This window comes from Streptomyces sp. NPDC088252, from assembly GCF_044740965.1.
Lineage (GTDB): Bacteria > Actinomycetota > Actinomycetes > Streptomycetales > Streptomycetaceae > Streptomyces.
Genome location: NZ_JBIURS010000015.1, coordinates 17,831 through 38,638 on the forward strand (window position 1 = coordinate 17,831; position 20,808 = coordinate 38,638).

General features: G+C 69.2%; 20 protein-coding genes. 9 read left to right on the plus strand and 11 right to left on the minus strand.

The window, feature by feature from the left end; all coding sequences use genetic code 11:
* Positions 1–26 precede the first annotated feature (26 nt).
* The 7 genes from ACIOHC_RS27365 to ACIOHC_RS27395 form a co-directional block, all read right to left on the minus strand.
* A complete protein-coding gene (locus ACIOHC_RS27365; RefSeq protein ID WP_351083823.1) occupies positions 27–488 on the minus strand; it encodes a hypothetical protein in 462 nt (153 codons plus the stop codon).
* A 137-nt stretch (positions 489–625) separates the two neighbouring features.
* Positions 626–2,041, minus strand: a complete 1,416-nt coding sequence (locus ACIOHC_RS27370; protein WP_351083821.1) for an FAD-dependent oxidoreductase — start codon at positions 2,039–2,041, stop codon at positions 626–628.
* Positions 2,042–2,065: 24 nt separating this feature from the next.
* The gene (locus ACIOHC_RS27375; protein ID WP_093899058.1) at positions 2,066–2,866 is read right to left on the minus strand and encodes an ABC transporter permease; all 801 of its coding nucleotides are present in this window, start codon (positions 2,864–2,866) and stop codon (positions 2,066–2,068) included.
* Positions 2,866–3,792, minus strand: coding sequence for an ABC transporter permease (locus ACIOHC_RS27380; protein WP_351083819.1), 927 nt, complete (start codon positions 3,790–3,792; stop codon positions 2,866–2,868). Before ACIOHC_RS27380 ends, ACIOHC_RS27375 begins: the two co-directional genes overlap by 1 nt.
* Positions 3,789–4,937, minus strand: a complete 1,149-nt coding sequence (locus ACIOHC_RS27385; protein WP_351083817.1) for an ABC transporter ATP-binding protein — start codon at positions 4,935–4,937, stop codon at positions 3,789–3,791. Before ACIOHC_RS27385 ends, ACIOHC_RS27380 begins: the two co-directional genes overlap by 4 nt.
* Positions 4,938–4,989: 52 nt before the next feature.
* Positions 4,990–6,240 (minus strand): spermidine/putrescine ABC transporter substrate-binding protein, encoded by a 1,251-nt coding sequence (locus ACIOHC_RS27390; protein ID WP_351083815.1) that lies wholly within the window; start codon positions 6,238–6,240, stop codon positions 4,990–4,992.
* 43 nt (positions 6,241–6,283) lie between these two features.
* A complete protein-coding gene (locus ACIOHC_RS27395) occupies positions 6,284–7,798 on the minus strand; it encodes a gamma-aminobutyraldehyde dehydrogenase (protein ID WP_365693446.1) in 1,515 nt (504 codons plus the stop codon).
* A gap of 215 nt (positions 7,799–8,013) precedes the next feature.
* Here ACIOHC_RS27395 and ACIOHC_RS27400 point away from each other — a divergent pair, with 215 nt between their 5' ends.
* Positions 8,014–8,553, plus strand: coding sequence for an NADAR family protein (locus tag ACIOHC_RS27400; RefSeq protein ID WP_401844433.1), 540 nt, complete (start codon positions 8,014–8,016; stop codon positions 8,551–8,553).
* Between the two features lie 105 nt (positions 8,554–8,658).
* Here ACIOHC_RS27400 and ACIOHC_RS27405 read toward each other — a convergent pair whose 3' ends face one another.
* Complete coding sequence (locus ACIOHC_RS27405; protein ID WP_365693444.1) at positions 8,659–9,369, minus strand: DUF4190 domain-containing protein; 711 nt, start codon at positions 9,367–9,369, stop codon at positions 8,659–8,661.
* A gap of 132 nt (positions 9,370–9,501) precedes the next feature.
* On the opposite strand from ACIOHC_RS27405, the gene ACIOHC_RS27410 reads away from it, so the two are divergent.
* From ACIOHC_RS27410 to ACIOHC_RS27435, 6 genes are all read left to right on the plus strand, one after another.
* A complete protein-coding gene (locus ACIOHC_RS27410; RefSeq protein ID WP_365693442.1) occupies positions 9,502–10,536 on the plus strand; it encodes an adenosine deaminase in 1,035 nt (344 codons plus the stop codon).
* Between the two features lie 22 nt (positions 10,537–10,558).
* Complete coding sequence (locus tag ACIOHC_RS27415) at positions 10,559–11,263, plus strand: glycerophosphodiester phosphodiesterase (protein ID WP_365693441.1); 705 nt, start codon at positions 10,559–10,561, stop codon at positions 11,261–11,263.
* A gap of 70 nt (positions 11,264–11,333) precedes the next feature.
* Positions 11,334–12,134 carry an SAM-dependent methyltransferase gene (locus ACIOHC_RS27420; protein ID WP_365693440.1) on the plus strand — a complete coding sequence of 267 codons (801 nt, stop codon included), beginning with the start codon at positions 11,334–11,336 and terminating at the stop codon, positions 12,132–12,134.
* Positions 12,135–12,148: 14 nt separating this feature from the next.
* A complete protein-coding gene (locus tag ACIOHC_RS27425; protein ID WP_365693461.1) occupies positions 12,149–13,333 on the plus strand; it encodes a histidine kinase in 1,185 nt (394 codons plus the stop codon).
* A complete protein-coding gene (locus ACIOHC_RS27430; RefSeq protein WP_365693439.1) occupies positions 13,330–14,058 on the plus strand; it encodes a response regulator transcription factor in 729 nt (242 codons plus the stop codon). Before ACIOHC_RS27425 ends, ACIOHC_RS27430 begins: the two co-directional genes overlap by 4 nt.
* A 73-nt stretch (positions 14,059–14,131) precedes the next feature.
* On the plus strand, positions 14,132–15,316 hold the full coding sequence (locus tag ACIOHC_RS27435; RefSeq protein WP_365693438.1) for a serine hydrolase domain-containing protein: 1,185 nt from the start codon (positions 14,132–14,134) through the stop codon (positions 15,314–15,316).
* A 10-nt stretch (positions 15,317–15,326) separates the two neighbouring features.
* Here ACIOHC_RS27435 and ACIOHC_RS27440 read toward each other — a convergent pair whose 3' ends face one another.
* From ACIOHC_RS27440 to ACIOHC_RS27450, 3 genes are all read right to left on the minus strand, one after another.
* Positions 15,327–15,872 carry a hypothetical protein gene (locus tag ACIOHC_RS27440; protein ID WP_365693436.1) on the minus strand — a complete coding sequence of 182 codons (546 nt, stop codon included), beginning with the start codon at positions 15,870–15,872 and terminating at the stop codon, positions 15,327–15,329.
* A 51-nt stretch (positions 15,873–15,923) separates the two neighbouring features.
* The gene (locus tag ACIOHC_RS27445; RefSeq protein ID WP_401844436.1) at positions 15,924–17,087 is read right to left on the minus strand and encodes a PotD/PotF family extracellular solute-binding protein; all 1,164 of its coding nucleotides are present in this window, start codon (positions 17,085–17,087) and stop codon (positions 15,924–15,926) included.
* A gap of 182 nt (positions 17,088–17,269) precedes the next feature.
* On the minus strand, positions 17,270–18,709 hold the full coding sequence (locus tag ACIOHC_RS27450) for a gamma-aminobutyraldehyde dehydrogenase (RefSeq protein WP_351083796.1): 1,440 nt from the start codon (positions 18,707–18,709) through the stop codon (positions 17,270–17,272).
* Between the two features lie 178 nt (positions 18,710–18,887).
* Between ACIOHC_RS27450 and ACIOHC_RS27455 the strand changes: the two genes are divergently transcribed.
* Both ACIOHC_RS27455 and ACIOHC_RS27460 read left to right on the plus strand, forming a co-directional pair.
* Complete coding sequence (locus ACIOHC_RS27455) at positions 18,888–19,379, plus strand: Lrp/AsnC family transcriptional regulator (protein ID WP_176740396.1); 492 nt, start codon at positions 18,888–18,890, stop codon at positions 19,377–19,379.
* Positions 19,364–20,743 carry an aspartate aminotransferase family protein gene (locus ACIOHC_RS27460; protein ID WP_351083792.1) on the plus strand — a complete coding sequence of 460 codons (1,380 nt, stop codon included), beginning with the start codon at positions 19,364–19,366 and terminating at the stop codon, positions 20,741–20,743. The genes ACIOHC_RS27455 and ACIOHC_RS27460 overlap by 16 nt, the downstream gene beginning before the upstream one ends.
* Positions 20,744–20,808 lie beyond the last annotated feature (65 nt).

Here is a 20,808-nt window from a genome sequence, read left to right on the forward strand (position 1 = left end):
TCGGCATCCCCCCGTTCCCGGCCCCGTCAGTCCCCGCGGATCTCGGCCCGTGCGGCCGCCGCCTCATGCATCGCGAGCTCCAGGAGCATGGCGTCGTTGAGCGTGCCCGAGCCGTCGGGCGGAATCAGCCAGCGCACCGCGCCGGCGGCCTCCCGCCCGGGGTACGGCACCACGATCCAGGTCCCCTGTCCCGCTCCCCGTACGCCCGTGCCGACCCAGCGAGCGGCGGTGCCCGGGGGCACGAGGAAGCCCATGCGGGCTTCGCTCAGATCGGAGAGGACCGGTCCGGGCCGGTCGACGAGCCGGGTGAGCACATCGAACGTGGGATGGCCCAGCTCCCCCGGGAGAATCAGTACGTCCCAGCGCCTGCCGGCGGGAAGGAGCGCGATCCCCCGGGGATCGCGCTCCCACTCCTTCCGGCAGGCGTCAGGGTCCGGTGCCACCGATGCGAGCCACTCGACTGCTGCTTCGGCCCCCGCGCAAGCCATGACCGGCCTCCAATCCCGTGTGCACCGGCCATGCGTTGCCGGTGCGTTCACACGGGAGAGAGGGGTGGCGGTGATCTATTACGCGACTTCGGGCCGCCTGTCCGGGGTGACCCTGGTCACGTCGCGCCGGTCCGTGCTCAGCTGTCGAAGCCGAGCCCCAGCCGGTCCATCGTCCGCAGCCACAGGTTGCGGTGCCCGCCGTTGTCGTCCGCCCTGGCGAGGGACCTCTTGGTGAGTTCGATCCCGGCCCAGGCGAAGGGCTCCGGCGGGAAGGGCATCGGCTTGCTGCGGACCATTTCCAGAGTGGTCCGCTCATTCTTTTCGCCCGCCAGCAGATCGAGCATCACATCGGCCCCGAAACGGGTGGCTCCGACACCGAGCCCGGTGTATCCGGCGGCATAGGCGACCCGGCCCTGATGGGCCGTACCGAAGAATGCGGAAAAGCGGGAACAGGTGTCGATCGCCCCGCCCCAGGCGTGACTGAAACGAACCTCGGCAAGCTGCGGGAAGCAATCGAAGAACTGGCCCGCGAGCTTGAGGAAGGTCTCCGGACGCTGATCGAGATCGGCGCTCAGCCGGCCCCCGTACGGATAGATCGCGTCATAGCCGCCCCACAGGATCCGATTGTCGGCCGACATCCGGAAGTAGTGGAACTGATTGGCGCTGTCGCCCAGCCCCTGCCGGTTCTTCCAGCCGATCGAGGCCAGCTGGTCGGCGGTGAGCGGTTCGGTCATCAGCGCGTAGTCGTAGACCGGCACGGTGTACGGGCGTACCCGCTTGACCAGGGACGGAAAGATGTTCGTGCCGAGCGCGACACGGCGCGCGAAGACCCTCCCGTACGGCGTGCGGACCGCCATCGAGGCAGTGGACCTGGCCAGTTCGAGGCCCCGGGTGTGCTCGTACATCCGCACCCCGAGGTCGAGACAGGCCCGCTTCAGGCCCCAGGCCAGCTTGGCGGGATGCAGCATGGCGACCCCGCGCCGGTCCCAGAGACCGCCCAGGAATGTGGGCGAGTCGACCTCGGCGCGCAGCGCGTCCCGGTCCAGGAATTCCAGCCCGGTGAAGCCGAGCTTTTCTGCCTCCTGGTGCCATTCCTGAAGCTCTTCGAGCTGATGCGGCTGGGTGGCGACATCGATTTCGCCGGTCCGCTCGAATTCGCAGTCGATGGAATAGCGGGCGACGGCGGCCTCGATGGCGTCGAGATTCCGCTCGCCCAGCTCCTCCAGCTTCGCGATCTCGTCCGGCCAGCGCTCCAGACCGTTGGGCAGACCATGGGTGAGGGAAGCGGCACAGAATCCGCCGTTGCGGCCCGAGGCGGCCCAGCCCACCTCGTGCCCCTCGATCAGCACGACGTCCCGCTCCGGGTCGCGTTCCTTGGCGATCAGCGCGGTCCACAGCCCGCTGTAGCCGCCGCCGACGACGAGGAGATCGCAGTGCTCGTCGCCGGTGAGCGCGGGGAGCGCGTCGGGCTTGCCGGGGTCGTCCAGCCAGAACGAGACCGGCTTGGCGTCGGAGAGTGATCGTGCAGCAGTACGCATGGCAGCTGGGGCCATGGTTTCCAACTCCTTCAGGGCTTTCTATCGTGCGGTGTTCTTCCGCCGGTTCGCGATGAGCTGGCCGACGACAACCACCAGTACCGCAATGATGAACATCGCCGTACCGATGACGTTGATCTGCACGGGCGTGCCGCGCTGTGCCGATCCCCAGACGAACATGGGGAAGGTCACAGTGGAGCCCGCGTTGAAATTGGTGATGATGAAATCGTCGAAGGAGAGCGCGAAGGCCAACAGCGCTCCCGCCGCGATTCCGGGGGCGGCGATCGGCAGCGTCACCCGCAGGAAGGTCTGCACGGGGCCCGCGTACAGATCGCGGGCCGCCTCCTCCAGTCGCGGGTCCATCGACATCACCCGTGCCTTGACGGCCGTCACGACGAAGCTCAGGCAGAACATGATGTGCGCGATGAGGATCGTCCAGAAGCCCAGCTGTGCGCCCATGTTGAGGAAGAGCGTGAGCAGCGAGGCCGCCATGACGACCTCGGGCATCGCCATCGGCAGGAAGATCAGCGAGTTGATCGCGCCGCGCGCCCGGAAGCGGTAGCGGACCAGCGCGAAGGAGATCATCGTGCCGAGGACGGTCGCGCCGACGGTGGCCCAGGTGGCGATCTGCAGGGACAGGGAGAGCGAGCCGCACATGTCGGCGACGCCGCAGGGGTCCTTCCAGGCGTCCAGCGAGAAGTGCTGCCAGGCGTAGTTGAAGCGCCCCTTCGGCTTGTTGAACGAGAACACCATCACGACGATGTTCGGAAGGATCATGTAGGCGAGGGTCAGCAGACCCGCGATGACGATCAGATTCCGGCGGATCCAGCGCAGTACGGGCATCAGACCAGGTCCTCCGTCCCGGAGCGGCGGATGTAGACGGTGACCATGATCAGGACGACCGCCATGAGGATGAAGGAGAGCGCGGCCGCCGTCGGATAGTCGAGCACGCGCAGGAACTGGGTCTGGATGACGCTGCCGACCATCTTGGTGTCGGTGGAGCCCAGCAGTTCCGCGTTGACGTAGTCGCCGCTGGCCGGAATGAACGTCAGCAGCGTTCCGGAGACGACGCCCGGCATCGAGAGCGGGAAGGTCACCTTGCGGAAGGTGGTGGCGGGTGTGGCGTACAGATCGCCGGCCGCCTCGTGCAGTCTGCCGTCGATCCGCTCCAGCGAGGTGTAGAGCGGCAGGATCATGAACGGCAGGAAGTTGTACGTGAGACCGCAGACCACCGCCATCGGCGTGGCCAGGACGCGGTTCGACTCGGTCCAGCCCAGCCAACTGGTGACGTCCAGGATGTGCAGGGTGTTCAGTACGTCGACGACCGCGCCGCCGTCCGCGAGGATCGTCTTCCAGGCGAGCGTACGGATCAGGAAGCTGGTGAAGAACGGCGCGATGACCAGCACGAGGACGACATTGCGCCAGCGCCCGGCCTTGAAGGCGATGAGGTACGCGAGCGGGTAGCCCAGCAGCAGACAGAGGATCGTGGCGGTGCCCGCGTACATCAGGGACCGGATGAACTGCGGGTAGTAGTCCTTCAGCGCGTCCCAGTACGTCTGGAAGTGCCAGGTGACCTCGAATCCCTTCTCCAGGGATCCGGTCTGCACGGAGGTCGACGCCTGGTAGACCAGCGGCAGCGCGAAGAAGACGACGAGCCACAGAATGCCGGGGAGCAGCAACCAGTACGGGACGAGGCGCTTACGGGTGGAGGCCTTGCGAACCTTCGGCTCGGCGGGGGGCGCGGCGGGAGGCGCCTCGGTGACGGTCACGCCGCGTCCTCCACCGTCTCCACACCGGCGTCGATGTCCTGGGCGGCGTCCAGGCCGAAGGTATGCGCCGGGTTCCAGTGCAGGACGACCTCGGCACCGGGGGCGAGCCGGGCATCCCTCTCGATGTTCTGCTCATAGACCTGGAGCGCCTTGCCGGCCGGGCTCTCCACCACGTACTGCGTGGACACGCCGATGAAGCTGGAATCCACGATCCGGCCGGTGACCCGGTTGCGGCCGTCGGCTATCGCGTCCGCCTCGTCGGCGTGCGCGAGCGAGATCTTCTCGGGGCGTACGCCGAGCAGCAGCTTGCCGCCGTTCGCGGTGGGGGCCGTACATCGCCCGGTGGGCAGCCGCAGCTTTCCGCCGCCGACCGTCACGACGACGTCCGTGTCCGTGGAGACGATCTCGCCCTCGATCAGGTTCGACGTGCCGAGGAAGTTGGCGACGAAGGTCGTCTTCGGGTTCTCGTACAGATCGGCGGGGGCGCCCAGCTGCTCGACCCGGCCCCCGTTCATCACCGCGACGGTGTCGGCCATGGTCATGGCCTCCTCCTGGTCGTGGGTGACATGGATGAACGTGATGCCGACCTCGGTCTGGATGCGCTTGAGCTCCAACTGCATCTGGCGGCGCAGCTTGAGGTCGAGGGCGCCGAGCGGCTCGTCGAGCAGGAGCACCTGCGGGTGGTTGATCAGGGCGCGGGCGACGGCGACGCGCTGCTGCTGGCCGCCGGAGAGCTGGTGCGGTTTGCGCTTGGCGAAGTCACCGAGCTGGACGAGCTCCAGCATCTCGTCGACCTGCTTCTTCACCGACTTGATGCCGCGCCGGCGCAGGCCGAAGGCGACGTTCTCGGTGATGTCGAGGTGCGGGAAGAGCGCATAGCTCTGGAAGACCGTGTTGACGGGCCGCTTGTACGGGGGCAGGTCGGTGATGTCCTGGCCGCCGAGCGAGACGGTTCCGGTGGTCGCCTCCTCCAGGCCCGCGATCATCCGCAGGGTGGTGGTCTTGCCGCAGCCCGACGCGCCGAGCAGCGCGAAGAAGGAGCCCTGCGGAACGGTCAGATCGAGCGGCTGGACGGCGGTGAAGGAGCCGTACGTCTTGCTGATCCCGGTGAGGCGGACGTCGCCGCCTGTCTGCTGCTGTGTCATGGGTCGCAGTCCCAGTGGTGTCAGGGGAGGTCGTGGAGGAAGGGCGAGGTGGTCAGGCGCCGATGAGCTTGGCGAACTTCTCTTCGTACGCCGTCTCCTCCTCGGCGGTCAGGGACCGGAAGGCTCGCGACTTGGCCGCCATCTGCTTGTCCGGAAGGATCAGGACGTTGTCGGCCATCGCCTGGTCGATCCTTGCCAGTTCGTCGCGGACCCCGTCGACCGGACAGACGAAGTTGATGTACGCGGCGAGCTTGGCGGCGACCGGCGGTTCGTAGTAGTAGTCGATGAGCCTCTCGGCGTTGGTCTTGTGCCGGGCCTTCACCGGGACGAGCAGGTTGTCGCTGGATATGACGTAACCGGCGGCCGGGATGGCGTACTTGATGTCCGGGTTGCCGGCCTGGAGCTGGATGATGTCGCCCGCCCAGGCGACACAGGCGGCGATGTCGCCCTTGTCGAGGTCGGCCGTGTAGTCGTTGCCGGTGAAGCGCCGGATCTGGTTCCTGTCGACGCCCTTCTGGAGCCGGCCGATCGCGGCGTCGTAGTCGGCATCGGTGAAGGAGCCGGGGTCCTTGCCCATGTCGAGCAGGGTCATCCCGATGGAGTCGCGCATCTCCGAGAGGAAGCTGACCCGCCCCTTGAGCTTCGGATCGTCGAGCAGTTGGCTGACGGAATCGACCTTGCGGCCTCCGGTCGCCTTGGAGTTGTAGGCGATGACGGTGGGGATGCCCGCCCAGGGGTACGAGTGGGCGCGGCCGGGGTCCCAGTCCGGGGAGCGGAACTGGCCCGAGAGGTTGGCGTAGGCGTGCGGCAGGTTCGAGGGGTCGAGCTTCTGCGCCCAGCCGAGGCGGACGATGCGGGCGGCCAGCCAGTCGGTGACGCAGATGAGGTCGCGGCCGGTGTCCTGGCCGGCCGCGAGCTGCGGCTTGATCTTGCCGAAGAACTCGACGTTGTCGTTGATGTCCTCGGTGTACTTGACCTGGATCCCGGTGCGCTCGGTGAACGCCTCCAGGGTGGGCCGGTGCTTGCCGTCGTCGGTGACGTCCATGTACTCGGTCCAGTTGGAGAAGTTGATCTGCTTCTCGCGGGCCGAGTGGTCGTCCGAGGCCGCCGCGGCGTCCTCCTCCCGCTTGGCGGGCGGGATGCCGCAGGCGCTCAGCGTGCCCAGCCCGCCGATCGCGAGCGCCCCCAGGCCGGAGGCGCGAAGCAGCGATCGACGGGTCAGGGCGCCCCTGCCACTGGTCAGGCTGCGCCGCATCGCGGCCAGCTGGGCCGCGGAGAGGCGCTCGGGCTCGTACTGCTCCATGCGCGTTGCCCTTTCGGGTGGGTGTGGCCGGGGGGCGGCCGGGTTATCGGTCCCCGAAGATCGTGCGGTGCCAGTCCTTGCGGGCGACCGCGGTGTTGTCGTACATGACGTGCTTGATCTGCGTGTACTCCTCGAAGGAGTACGACGACATGTCCTTGCCGAAGCCGCTGGCCTTGTATCCGCCGTGCGGCATCTCGCTGATGATCGGAATGTGGTCGTTGACCCAGACGCAGCCGGCCTTGATCTCCCGCGTGGCGCGGTTCGCCCGGTACAGATCGCGGCTCCAGGCGGAGGCGGCGAGTCCGTACGGAGTGTCGTTGGCGAGGCGGATGCCTTCGTCGTCGGTGTCGAAGGGCAGCACGACCAGGACCGGGCCGAAGATCTCCGACTGGACGATCTCACTGTCCTGGGCGGCTCCCGCGACCAGGGTCGGCCGGTAGTAGGCACCGTTCGCCAGTTCGTCGCCGGGGGCCTCGCCGCCGGTCACGACGGTGGCGTAGGCGCGGGCTCGCTCGACGAATCCGGCGACCCGGTCCCGCTGGGCGTGGCTGATCAGCGGGCCGAGGTCGGTCGACGGGTCGAACGGGTCGCCGAGCCGGACGGTCTCCATCAACTCGGCGACGCCCTGCACGAAGGCGTCGTACAGCGGGCGCTGGACGTAGGCGCGGGTGGCGGCGGTGCAGTCCTGGCCGTTGTTGATGAGCGCTCCGGCGACCGCGCCGTGGACGGCGGATTCGAGGTCGGCGTCGTCGAAGACCACGAAGGGGGCCTTGCCGCCGAGTTCGAGGTGGAGGCGCTTGACGGTGGAGGTGGCGATCTCCGCGACACGCTTGCCGACGGCGGTGGAGCCGGTGAACGAGGTCATGACGACGTCCGGGTGGCCGACGAGGTGCTCGCCGGCGTCCTTGCCCGCCCCGGTGACGATGTTGATCACACCGTCCGGGATGCCTGCCTCGGTGGCCGCCTGGGCGAACATCAGCGAGGTGAGCGGGGTGATCTCGGCGGGCTTCAGCACGATCGTGTTGCCTGCGGCGATGGCCGGGAGGACCTTCCAGGCGGCCATCTGGAGCGGGTAGTTCCAGGGCGCGATGGAGCCGATGACGCCGATCGCCTCACGGCGTACGTACGAGGTGTGGTCGCCGTCGTACTCGGCGGCCGACTTGCCCTCCAGATGACGGGCGGCGCCCGCGAAGAAGGAGGTGTTGTCGACGGTGCCGGGCACGTCGAACTCGGTGGAGAGCTTGATCGGCTTGCCGCACTGGAGGGACTCGACGTACGCGAAGTCGTCGGCCTGCTCGGCGAGGACGGCGGCGAAGCGGTGCATCGCCTCGGCCCGCTCGGCGGGAGTCGCGCCCGACCAGCCGGGGAACGCCGCCCGTGCGGCGGCGACGGCCGCGTCGACGTCGGCGGTGCCCGCCAGTTCGTAGGTGTAGACGGTCTCGCCCGTGGCCGGGTCCACCACGTCGTGGTGACGTCCCGATGTTCCGGACCGCAGCTTTCCGCCGATGTACTGTGCGCCGTCCGCGAAGCGGTCCCGCACCTGGATGCCGTTGCCCATGACGTTCTCCTCCGCCGCGTTCCCCGGAGTGCGGGGCGGCGTAGTCTCTGCTCGATTTGAGTGCCGATCCTGACAGAGGGGATCGACCCCAACAAGTGATTCCGTTGTTGCCTTTTGGTTACGCGACGGAATCCTTCGACCATGTGTCGCGTCGGCGCGGAATTCCCCGTACGGAGTGTCCGTGGCGGATGCCAGACTCGCGTGTCATGGAACACATGGACGATCTCCTGGCACGGACCCGGCGCGGCGAGAAGGTGAAGTACCTGCGCTTCTGGGGGCACCGCCCGCGGCCCGACGGCCGCATCGGTGCGAGCTGTCTCAGTCAGTGGTGGCCGTCGCCCTTCACGGTCGACGGCGTGACGTACGCATCGGCCGAGCACTGGATGATGGCCGCCAAGGCACGGCTCTTCGGCGACGCGGAGTCACAGGAGCGGGCGGTGTCGGCGAAGAGCCCGGCCCAGGCGAAGAAGGTGGGGCGGCTGGTCCGGGGTTTCGACGAGGCGGTGTGGGTACGCGAGCGGTACGCCCTGGTGGTGGCCGGCAGCGTCCACAAGTTCGGCCACCACCCTCAGCTGCGGGAGTTCCTGCTGAACACCGGGGACCGGGTCCTGGTCGAGGCGAGCCCCATGGACCGGATCTGGGGCATAGGGCTGGCGGCGGACGACCCGCGTGCGGAGAATCCGGCGACCTGGCGGGGGCTGAATCTGCTGGGCTTCGCGTTGATGGACGCGCGGGCACAACTGCGCGCCGCATGAGACGGCCGGATGCCCGAGGGCCGGGTGGTCCGGAGTCCGGACCACCCGGCCCTCGGGTGGGAACTGCTGTCGTCACTGCAGGGTTCGGTGCGGGACACCGACGGGCTACGACGCGAAGGGCTCCTCGTAGACGGTCTGGTCGCCGGTCGTGCCGCCCTCCTCGAAGTTGCCGCTCGCCATGCCCCAGATCATGAGTGCGAGGAACGCCCCGCTGATGACGATGCCGATCGATCCGAGGATGATTCCGGCGAGCGCCATGCCGCCGTTGGTCGCCTCGTTCCGCCTGACCCGGCCGCGGCCGATGATGCCGAAGATCAGCGCGAGGACACCGAGAACGACCCCCAGGCCCCACATGCAGAACCCCACGACAGCGATGATGCCGAGCACCATCGCGGCGATGCCGAGACCGTTCGCGGGCGCCGGCCCGCCCCATGACGTCTGGCCGTAGCCGGGGTATCCCGGGTAGCCGCCGTACTGCGCGGCCGGTGCGGCCGGGTAGCCGTACTGCCCCGCGGCCGGCGGGACCGGCTGGCCCGGTCCGTTCGGTGCGACGGGCGGTGGCGGCACTTCTCCGGGGCCGAACGCGGGGCCCGGTCCGGGCACCGGCCTGGTCTGCTCCGGTGCGCCGAATCCCGGTGCCGCGGCCGGTGCGGGGCCGTCCCCGACGCCCGGCATCGACGTCACCGTCTGCTGATCGTGCACAGCGGGCGGCCGGGGATCACCGGCCGGCTTCTCCAGTGGCACCCTGCTGTCCGGCGGAGCCCACGGATCGCGCGGCGCGGCCCCGCCCGCGGGCTGCTCTGTGTTGTCTGACATGGGCCTCCCCCATCGTGGTCCCGTCATGCTACGGCCCGTCCCCCCGCCGCCGGACCCGGCCTACGATGATCCCCGTCCGCTGCCCGGCCGACCGTGCCGGCACCCGCACCGCCCACGCCTCCGGAGAATCCGATGCCCGATCTGCACCCGTTCATCGCGGGGCTGCCCAAGGCCGAACTGCACGTCCACCATGTCGGCTCGGCCTCGCCGCGTATCGTCGCCGAGCTGGCCGCGCACCACCCCGACTCCAAGGTGCCCACCGACCCCGAGGCGCTGGCCGACTACTTCACCTTCACCGACTTCGGTCACTTCATCGACGTGTATCTCTCCGTCGTGGACCTGATCCGCACCCCGGAGGACGTCCGGCTGCTGACCTTCGAGGTCGCCCGTGACATGGCCCGGCAGAACATCCGTTACGCGGAGCTGACCGTCACCCCGTTCAGCTCGACCCGGCGCGGCATTCCTGAGCAGGGGTTCATGGAGGCGATAGAGGACGCCCGCAAGGCCGCCGAGGCCGAGCTCGGGGTCGTCCTGCGCTGGTGCTTCGACATTCCCGGCGAGGCCGGGCTCGAAGCGGCCGAGGAGACCACCCGGCTCGCCGTGAACCTGCGGCCCGAGGGGCTCGTCTCGTTCGGGCTCGGCGGTCCGGAGGTCGGCGTGGAGCGCCCGCAGTTCAAGCCCTACTTCGACCGGGCCATCGCCGAGGGCCTGCACTCCGTGCCGCACGCCGGGGAGACGACCGGGCCGCAGACCGTCTGGGACGCGCTGACCCATCTGCGCGCCGAGCGCATCGGCCACGGCACCAACTCCGTCCAGGACCCGAAGCTGTTGGCCCACCTCGCCGAGCACCGCATCCCGCTGGAGGTCTGCCCGACCTCGAACATCGCGACCCGCGCGGTGACCGACATCGAGCGGCACCCCGTCAAGGAGATGGTGGAAGCCGACGTCCTGGTCACCATCAACAGCGACGACCCGCCGATGTTCGGCACGGACCTCAACAACGAGTACGGCGTGGCCGCCCGCCTCCTCGGTCTGGACGAGCGGGGTCTCGCGGCGCTGGCGAAAAACGCGGTCGAGGCGTCGTACCTCGATGCGGCCGGCAAGCGGACGCTGGCCGCCGAGATCGACACGTACACGGCGAACTGGCTGGAACGCGCGGGCCGCTGACCCCGGTGGCGACAATGGCCCCATGGCCACCACTGTCACCGCCGTAGCCCACCGCGGGGATCCCTACCGTGTCCGCGAGAACACGCTCCCCTCGATCCACTCCGCCCTCGAACGGGGGGCGGACGCGGTCGAGGTCGATGTCCGGGTCACCCGCGACGGCGTGCCGGTGCTGTTGCACGACGCCACGCTGAAGCGGCTGTGGGGCCATGACCTGCGGCTCGACGGGCTGACCCACAAGGAGCTCGACGAGCTGACCGGGGGCGGTGTGCCCACACTGCGCGAGGCGTTGCTCGCCGCCGGGGCGCACCGCGTCATGGTCGATCTGCCCGACTCCACCGACGACTCCGTGCGCAAGGCCGTCGGTGTGGTGCGCGAGTGCGGGGCCGACGAGCGGGCGTACTACTGCGCGGGCGCCGATGCCATGCTGCGGGTGCGCTCCGCCGATCCTTCCGCCGAGATCGCGCTGACCTGGACGACGCTCGCGCCGCCGCGCGCCGTGCTGCTCGACGCGGTGAGGCCCCGATGGCTGAACTACCGGTTCGGCCTGGTGGACCGGGAGCTGACGGACCGCCTCCACACGGACGGACTGCTGGTCTCGGCCTGGACCGTCGACACCAGGCGCACCATGCGCCGCCTCGTCCGCCAGGGCGTCGACTCGATCACCACCAACCGGATCGACGCCCTGCGCGCGCTCCTCGGCAACTCCGGTGCCACCGGCCCCTCTTGATCGGTCCGGCATCATGGACCGCGCCGCATCCTGCGTGGTGCCAGGCGCCCGGAGCCAGAGGAGCAGAGACGTGACCGAAGAGAGCACCACCCCCGTCCCCGACCGGATCCGTTCCGACATCGCCCACAACGCGCGGGTCTGGAACCACTGGCTCGGCGGCAAGGACAACTACCCCGTGGACCGTGCGGTCGGCGACCAGGTCACCGGCATGTATCCGAGCATCGGCGAAGTGGCGCGCGCCGACCGGGCGTTCCTGGGGCGGGCCGTCCGGTATCTGGCCGGGGAGGCCGGGATCGGCCAGTTCCTGGACATCGGCACCGGCCTGCCGACCGCCGACAACACGCACGAGGTCGCCCAGCACACCGCGCCCGACTCCCGCGTCGTGTACGTCGACAACGACCCGATCGTGCTGGCACACGCCCGCGCGCTGCTCACCAGCTCGCCCGAGGGCGCGACCGAGTACATCGACGCGGACGCCCACCGCCCGGAGGAGATCCTGCGGGCCGTCGAGCCGACGCTGGACCTGGGGAAGCCGGTCGCGGTCATGCTGCTCGGCATCCTCAACTTCGTCCTCGACACCGGCGAGGCGCGGGACATCGTGCGGAAGCTGATGGACGCGATGCCGTCCGGCAGCTATCTGGTGCTGACCCATCCCACGCTGGAACTGGGCGGCGAGGGCAACGAGGCCGCGATGCGTTTCTGGAACGAGAACGCCACCCCTGCGATCACCGCGCGCAGCCGGTCCGAGTTCACCTCGTTCCTGACCGGGCTCGAACTCGTGGAGCCGGGCATCGTGTCCTGCGCGCGCTGGCGCGCGGAGCCCGGCGCGGCGGAGGTCGCCCAGTTCGGCGCGGTGGCGCGGAAGCCCTAGTGGGCATACGGGGGATGTGGGCCCGCGCCCGGGGGCCGCGCAGCGTCGGTCCCCGGGCCGTCGACCTCACCGTCGCGCTGCTGGTGCAGGCCGCGGTGACCATGCCGTTCGTCGTCCCACGCGCCCCGGAGCTGCCGGAAGCGACGTGGGCGGCGTACGGACTGACCACGCTGACCGTGCTGCCGCTGGTGGCCCGGCGGCGGGCGCCGGTCGCGGTCCTGCTCGCCGTGCTCGCAGCCGGTGGCCTGTACCAGTTCGCCGTCGACGGTCCGGGCCAGCCGCTTCCGTACTCCGGCCTGGTGGCCTTCTACACGGTGGCCGAACTCTCCTCGCCGCTGAAACGGCTGGCGATCGTGGTGCTCACGACCGTGTCGGTGGTGTTCTCGGTCGGACTGAGAAGCAGTGAGGCCCGGGAGCTGCTCTTCTCCCTCTTCGTGTTCTCCGCCGCCTACGCGTTCGGCCGGTTCACCGTGACGCGCGAGGCCTATCTCGACGCGGTGGAGGACCGGGCCCGGCAGCTGGAGCTGACGCACCGGATCGAGGCCGAGCAGGCGGCGGCCCGCGAACGGGCCAGGATCGCCCGGGAGATGCACGACATCCTGTCGCACGCGGTGAGCCTGATGATCGTGCAGGCGGAGGCAGGACCGGTGGCGGTCCGTACCGCGCCGGAACGCGCCGAGGCGGCGTTCGACGCGGTCTCGGAGGCCGGCCGCGACGCCATGGCGCAGCTGCGCCGGATGCTGGGCGTGCTGCGTGAGAACGAGAGCCCGCCGGATGCGCCGCGCCGGCCTCAGCCCTCGTTGGCCGAACTGCCGGTACTCATCGAGCGGGTGCGCGGCAGCGGTCTGGAGATCCGGTACGAAGTCACCGGCGCGGCCCGGCCGCTCGGCCCGGCCGTCGAGACCACCGTCCACCGGATCGTGCAGGAGGCGCTGACGAACGTCGTCAGACACGCGGCCGCCGAAACGGTCTCCGTGCAACTGGCGTACGGAGCGGAGGAGCTCACCCTCACCATCACCGATGACGGCCGCGGTTCCGGCACCGGCACCGGCACCGGCATGGGGCTGATCGGCATCCGGGAACGCGCGGCAGCACACGGAGGTACCGCCGCCACCGGCCCCGGACCGAAGGGCCGGGGGTTCCGGGTCAGAGTCACGATTCCGCAGTCGGACACGCATACGGGAGTGGCGGCACATTGACGATCCGTGTGGTGGTGGCCGACGACCAGGAGCTGGTGCGCAGCGGCTTCGCGATGATCCTGGACTCGCAGCCGGACATCGAGGTGGTGGCCGAGGCGGGCGACGGCGCCGCGGCGGTCGACGCGGTTCGCCGACTGGCGCCCGACGTGGCACTGCTCGACATCCGGATGCCCGGCACGGACGGCATCGAGGCGTGCCGGACCATCTGCACGGAGACCGGCTGCCGGACGGTCATGCTCACCACCTTCGACTCGGACGAGTACGTCTACGAGGCGCTGCACGCGGGGGCGAGCGGGTTCCTCCTCAAGGACGTCCGCCGTGACGATCTGGTGCATGCGGTACGGGTGGTGGCCGCCGGGGACTCGTTGCTGGCGCCCTCGGTGGCCCGCCGGCTGATCGCCGACTACACCTCGCGTCCGGCGGCCCCGGCCGCACCTCCGTCGGCGCGCCTCGACGTGCTGACGGCACGCGAACGCGAAACCCTGCTGCACCTGGCCCACGGTCTGTCGAACGCGGAGATCGCGGCCGCGCTGGTCGTCAGCGAGCACACGGTGAAGACCCATGTCGGCAATGTGCTGTCCAAGCTGGGGCTGCGCGACCGGATCCAGGCGGTCATCTGCGCGTACGAGTGCGGTGTCGTCACTCCCTCGCCGGAGGGACGGTCTCCCGCCGCCTCCCCCGCGCGGGTGAGAAGAGCGCCCGGCGAGGACCGCTCGGCCGGGTGATCCGCCGGGTCCCGCCTTTCAACAGGATGGATTCCGGCAGCAGTCACGGATTCCATGCCCAGGAGGAACCGACATGAACGCCCGCACTTCCCGCACCGTCGTCGCAGCCGCTCTGGTCCTCGGTGTGGCCGCCGGCCCGGCCGGACCCGCGCTCGCGGCGGGCCATGCCCCGAAGGCCGCCGCCGCGACCACCCGGCAGGCCCCGGACGCCGAGGCTCTGCGGGGGGCGATCGCCGGGCTCCCGAGGGCCGATGCCACGGCCGCGCTGGTGCGGGTCGCAGGCTCCGCGGGAAGCTGGTGGGGAAGCTCCGGTGTGCACGATCTGACGTCGGGCCGTCCGGCGAACCCCGACGGCCGCTTCCGGGCCGGTTCGGTCACCAAGGTCTTCACGGCGGCCGTCGTGCTGCAGCTGGCAGGCGAGGGGAAGCTCGACCTGGACCGGCCGGTCCGGCACTATCTGCCGGAGCTGATCCCGGCGGCGTACTGGAAGGTCACGGTGCGCGAGCTGTTGAACCACACCAGCGGCATACCGTCCGTCGGCTCCGGCGGTGACAACCTCGACGAGTGGTACGCGCACCGCTTCGATCTGCACGACGCGGCCGACACGGTCCGCGAAGCCACCTCCCTGCGGCCGGACTTCGCTCCCGGTACGCAGCAGCACTACGACAACATCGGCTACACCGTGGCGGGCCTGCTGATCGAGAAGGTCACGGACCACCGGTACGCGTCGGAGGTCTCCCGCCGCATCCTGGAGCCCCTGGGGCTCCGGGACACCGGCTTCCCCGGCACCGACCCGACGATCCGCGGCCCGCACAACCACGGTTACCAGGTCTTCACCGGGGCCGACGGGAGCGGCGAACTGCGCGATGTGTCGGTGTGGGGTGCGACGGACGCCTGGGCGGCGGGCGACCTGATCTCCACCACCGCCGATCTGGAGCGTTTCATCCGGGCCCTGTTCCGCGGGCAGGTGGTGCGCGGAGCGTTGTTGGAGGAGATGTTCACGCTGCCCGGGGCATCGGTGCGCGAGTACGGCACGGGCGGCCCGGCCGCGTACAGCGCGGGTCTGTCGGTGATGAGGCTGGGCGGGCGCGAGGTGTGGGGCAAGACGGGTGGCCGGTGGGGCTACAACACGGCCGTCGCGGCCACCCGTGATCTCTCCCGGACCCTCGTCTACAGCGTCAATGCGACGGACGCGAAGGGCGAGGGCATGAACGCCACGGCGATGAACATCGTGGTGGCCGCCTTCGGCGCCCCGTAGGCCGGGTGACTCAGACCCCTGCCGCGGCCGCGGGTCCGACGACCGGGTCCGGCGTCCGCGGCAGTGCCTCCAGCCGCTTGATCAGGCGTCGCAGGAGGAGCAGCGGGATCACCCCGAAGACCCCGAACGACATGTCGATGACGGACCACCAGAAGGGGATGCCGCGGATCGGCCCGCAGATCAGGGCGAGCGGGATGATCCCCGCGCAGGCGATCATGCCGAACTCGATGACCCAGATGTTGCGGACCGGGTCGCGGTAGGGGCCGTAGAAGGCGACCGCGATGACGAGGTGCGCGAAGGCCAGCCAGTCGGTGCCGTACAGCACGAAGGGATACTTCGCGTCGGCCTCGTCGAGACCGGTGCGGACCCGGGTGATCCACTCCATCAGCGCCGGGAAGTGCTCGGGAACCGGAGAGGCCGAGGACCTCAACAGGTCCTCGGCCCAGTGGAGTTCATGGACGAGCGGGAAGGCGGTCAGCCCGCTCAGCGCCAGACACACGACAAAGACGGCCAACCACACGCGTATGCGCCTCAGCAGGGCTCTTCGCTCGCTCATGTCCGCAGCGTACGCCCGTGTTCACCGGCGGTTCTCGCCGCCCCGGTCGGCTCACAGCCCGACGACGGCGTTCCATTTCTTGGCGAACTCGGTGCGCTCGTCGGACGTGATGTCACGGGCGATCGCCAGCCGTCGCCGCATCGCGTCGTCGGGGAAGGTCAACGGGTCCTCGGCGAGCGCGGCGGTCTCCTCGTCCTTGGAGGAGGCCAGCACCTCGCGGGCGGCCGGGACGGGGCAGACGTAGTTGACCCAGGTCGCCAGCTCCGCCGCCACCTCCGGCTCGTAGTAGTAGTCGACCAGCTTCTCGGCATTGCGCTTGTGGCGGGCGAGGTTGGGAATCATGAGCGATTCCGCCCAGAGCTCTGCACCCTCCTCGGGCACCACGAACTCGATCTCCGGATTGTCGGCCTGGAGCTGGATGACGTCGCCGGAGTAGGCCTGGCAGGCGAGCACATCACCGGTCGACAGGTCCTTGATGTAGTCGTTGCCGGTGAAGCGGCGGATGTGCTTCGTCCTCACCAGCTTCTCCACCTGGTCGCACACCTGGTAGAAGTCGTCCCGCTTCCAGCGGGTGATGTCGACGCCGTTGCCCTGCATCAGGAGGGCGAAGGACTCGTCGAGCCCGGACAGCAGCGTCACCTTGCCGCGCAGGTCGTTCGCCCACAGGTCGCTCAGGTGCTTGATCTCGCGGCCGAGCTTCTTGCGGTTGTACGCGATGCCGGTGATCCCGGACTGCCAGGGCACGCTGTGCGTCCGGCCCTTGTCGAAGGCGGGCGAACGAAGCTGCGGATCCAGGTACTTGGCCACGTTGGGCTGCTCGGCCCGGTCCATCTCCTGCACCCAGCCGAGCCGTACGAACCGGGCGGCCATCCAGTCGCTGATGACGATCAGGTCCCGGCCGGTCTCCTGGTGGTTCATCAGCGCCGGGCTGATCTTCCCGAAGAACTCGTCGTTGTCGTTGATCTCCTCGGTATAGGTGACGGAGATCCCGGTGCGCTTGCCGAACGCGTCGAGGGTGGGCCGCTTCGACGCGTTCTTGTCATCGGTGTCGATGTAGAGGGGCCAGTTCGCGAAGTGCAGGGAGTGGTCGCTCGCGGAGGTGTCGCGTCCGGCGCGGTCGCCGGGCGCCACGTAGGCGGCGGGCACTCCGCAGCCGGCCAGCGTGACACCGGCTGCCGTGGCCCCGAAGGCGCGCAGCAGGGACCGGCGGGACATGGGGTTCTTCGGGGTTGCTCGCACCTGCGCAGGATGCCGGTCGGACGACGTTGCGGGCAATGGACCAACCGTCCAGCGGCAACCGCTCCGTCCGCACACCCTGTCGATGCCGCCGCGGGTTCCGGGACACGGGAACGGCCCCGGGAACGAGCCCGGGGCCGTACGCGACAGCGGACCGAGGGTCAGTCCTCGATCGAGGTCATGACGTGCTTGACGCGGGTGTAGTCCTCGAAGCCGTACGCCGAGAGGTCCTTGCCGTAGCCGGACTTCTTGAATCCGCCGTGCGGCATCTCGGCGACGAGCGGGATGTGGGTGTTGATCCACACGCAGCCGAAGTCGAGGTTCTTGGACATCCGCATCGCCCGTGCGTGGTCCTTGGTCCACACCGAGGAGGCCAGGGCGTACTCGACGCCGTTGGCGTACTCCAGGGCCTGGGCCTCGTCCGTGAACTTCTGGACGGTGATGACCGGGCCGAAGACCTCGTTCTGGATGATCTCGTCGTCCTGCTTGAGGCCGGAGACGACGGTCGGCGCGTAGAAGTAGCCCTTCTCGCCGACCCGGTGGCCACCCGCCTCGACCTTGGCGTGGGCGGGGAGCCGCTCGATGAAGCCGCTGACCTGCTTCAGCTGGTTGGCGTTGTTGAGGGGGCCGTACAGCACGTCCTCGTCGTCCGGCTGCCCCGTCTTCGTGTCGGCCGCGGCCTTGGCGAGGGCGGTGACGAACTCGTCGTGGATGGATTCGTGGACCAGGACCCGGGTCGCGGCCGTGCAGTCCTGGCCCGCGTTGAAGTAGCCCGCGACGGAGATGCCCTCGACGGCCTTGGCGATGTCGGTGTCCTCGAACACGACGACCGGGGCCTTGCCGCCGAGCTCCAGGTGGACCCGCTTGACGTCCTTGGCGGCGGACTCGGCGACCTGCATGCCGGCCCGTACCGAACCGGTGATGGAGGCCATCGCCGGGGTCGCGTGCTCGACCATCGCACGGCCGGTGTCGCGGTCGCCGCAGATGACGTTGAAGACGCCCTTGGGAAGGATCTGGCCGATGATCTCGGCGATCAGCACGGTCGACGCCGGGGTGGTGTCGGACGGCTTGATGACGACGGTGTTGCCCGCGGCGAGCGCCGGGGCGAACTTCCAGACGGCCATCATCATCGGGTAGTTCCACGGCGCGACCTGCGCGCAGACGCCGACCGGCTCGCGGCGGATGATGGAGGTGAGACCCTCCATGTACTCACCGGCCGAGCGGCCTTCGAGCATGCGCGCGGCGCCCGCGAAGAAGCGGATCTGGTCCACCATCGGCGGGATCTCTTCGGTGCGGGTCAGCTCGATCGGCTTGCCCGTGTTCTCCGACTCGGCCGCGATGAGATCCTCGGCGCGCTCCTCGAAGGCGTCCGCGATCTTCAGCAGGGCCTTCTGGCGCTCGGCGGGCGTGGCGTCCCGCCAGGCAGGGAAGGCGGCCGCGGCGGCGTCCATCGCGGCATCGACATCGGCCTGGCCGGAGAGCGGCGAGGTCGCGTAGACCTCTTCCGTCACCGGGTTGACCACGTCGATGGTCCGCCCGTCAGCGGCGTCCCGGAATTCTCCGTTGATGTAGTTGCGCAGACGGCGCACCTCGGTGGTCACAACCACCCCTCCTGTCGACACGTCCAGTGGATGAGATGACCAGCGTAGTCGCTCGGGTGTCGCTTTCGACATGCCTACCCGCCGTGAACTTCGGATTCAGTGAGATCAGGACCCTCAAACAACGAATTTCATCGATCTGGGGTTGCCAGACAGACGAGTCCCGGTGCAGAGTGGATGCGTGGCCAGTCGCAGCGCAGACTCCAGGACAGGGAACGGATCGTCCCCAGCGGTCGATGCCGTGTCCCTCGCAATCATCGAGCAGCTCCAGGAGGACGGGCGTCGCCCGTACGCCGCGATCGGCAAGGCCGTCGGCCTCTCCGAGGCGGCCGTGCGGCAGCGCGTTCAGAAGCTGCTCGACCAGGGCGTGATGCAGATCGTCGCCGTCACGGACCCGCTCACCGTGGGATTCCGGCGGCAGGCGATGGTGGGCATCAATGTCGACGGCGACCTCGATCCCGTCGCCGAGGCGCTGTCGGCCATGGCCGAATGCGAGTACGTGGTGATGACCGCGGGCTCCTTCGACCTGATGGTGGAGATCGTCTGCGAGGACGACGACCACCTGCTGGAAACGATCAACAAACGCATCCGGGCCATCCCCGGTGTGCGCTCCACCGAGAGCTTTGTGTACCTGAAGCTCAAGAAGCAGACCTATATGTGGGGAACCCGATAGCCGTGAGCAAGGACCTCAGCCGCACCGCGTACGACCACCTGTGGATGCATTTCACCCGCATGTCGGACTACGAGACCGCGCCCGTTCCCACCATCGTGCGTGGCGAGGGCACCTACATCTACGACGACGCAGGCAAGCGCTACCTCGACGGCCTGTCGGGCCTGTTCGTGGTCAACGCCGGTCACGGCCGTCACGAGCTCGCCGAGGCGGCGTACAAGCAGGGCCAGGAGCTGGGCTTCTTCCCGGTCTGGTCCTACGCCCACCCGAAGGCCGTGGAGCTGGCCGAGCGCCTCGCCGACTACGCGCCGGGCGACCTCAACAAGGTCTTCTTCACCACCGGTGGCGGCGAGGCCGTCGAGACCGCCTGGAAGCTGGCCAAGCAGTACTTCAAGCTCCAGGGCAAGCCGACCAAGTACAAGGTCATCTCGCGTGCGGTCGCCTACCACGGCACCCCGCAGGGCGCCCTGTCCATCACCGGCCTGCCGGCCCTGAAGGCCCCCTTCGAGCCGCTGGTCCCCGGCGCGCACAAGGTGCCGAACACCAACATCTACCGCGCGCCGATCCACGGCGACGACCCGGAGGCCTTCGGCCGCTGGGCCGCCGACCAGATCGAGCAGGAGATCCTCTTCGAGGGCCCGGACACCGTCGCCGCGGTCTTCCTGGAGCCGGTGCAGAACGCCGGTGGCTGCTTCCCGCCGCCGCCCGGATACTTCCAGCGCGTGCGCGAGATCTGCGACAAGTACGACGTGCTGCTCGTCTCCGACGAGGTCATCTGCGCCTTCGGCCGTCTGGGCACGATGTTCGCCTGCGACAAGTTCGGCTACGTGCCGGACATGATCACCTGCGCCAAGGGCATGACCTCGGGCTACTCCCCGATCGGTGCCTGCATCGTCTCGGACCGCATCGCCGCGCCGTTCTACGAGGGCGACAACACCTTCCTGCACGGCTACACCTTCGGTGGCCACCCGGTCTCCGCGGCGGTGGGCCTCGCCAACCTCGACATCTTCGAGCGCGAGGGCCTCAACCAGCACGTCCTGGACAACGAGAACGCCTTCTTCACGACGCTGCAGAAGCTGCTCGACCTGCCCATCGTCGGCGACGTCCGCGGCAACGGCTTCTTCTACGGCATCGAGCTGGTGAAGGACAAGGCCACCAAGGAGACCTTCACCGACGAGGAGACCGAGCGCGTCCTGTACGGCTTCCTCTCCAAGGCGCTCTACGACAACGGCCTGTACTGCCGGGCCGACGACCGCGGCGACCCGGTCGTCCAGCTCGCGCCGCCGCTGGTCTCGGACCAGTCGACGTTCGACGAGATCGAGGGCATTCTGCGGACCGTCCTCACCGAGGCGTGGACCAAGCTCTGACCAACGCCTCGACCGGCTGTCCGACCACGGATCGGGCATCCGGTCGACGGGCCGGACGGCCCCCG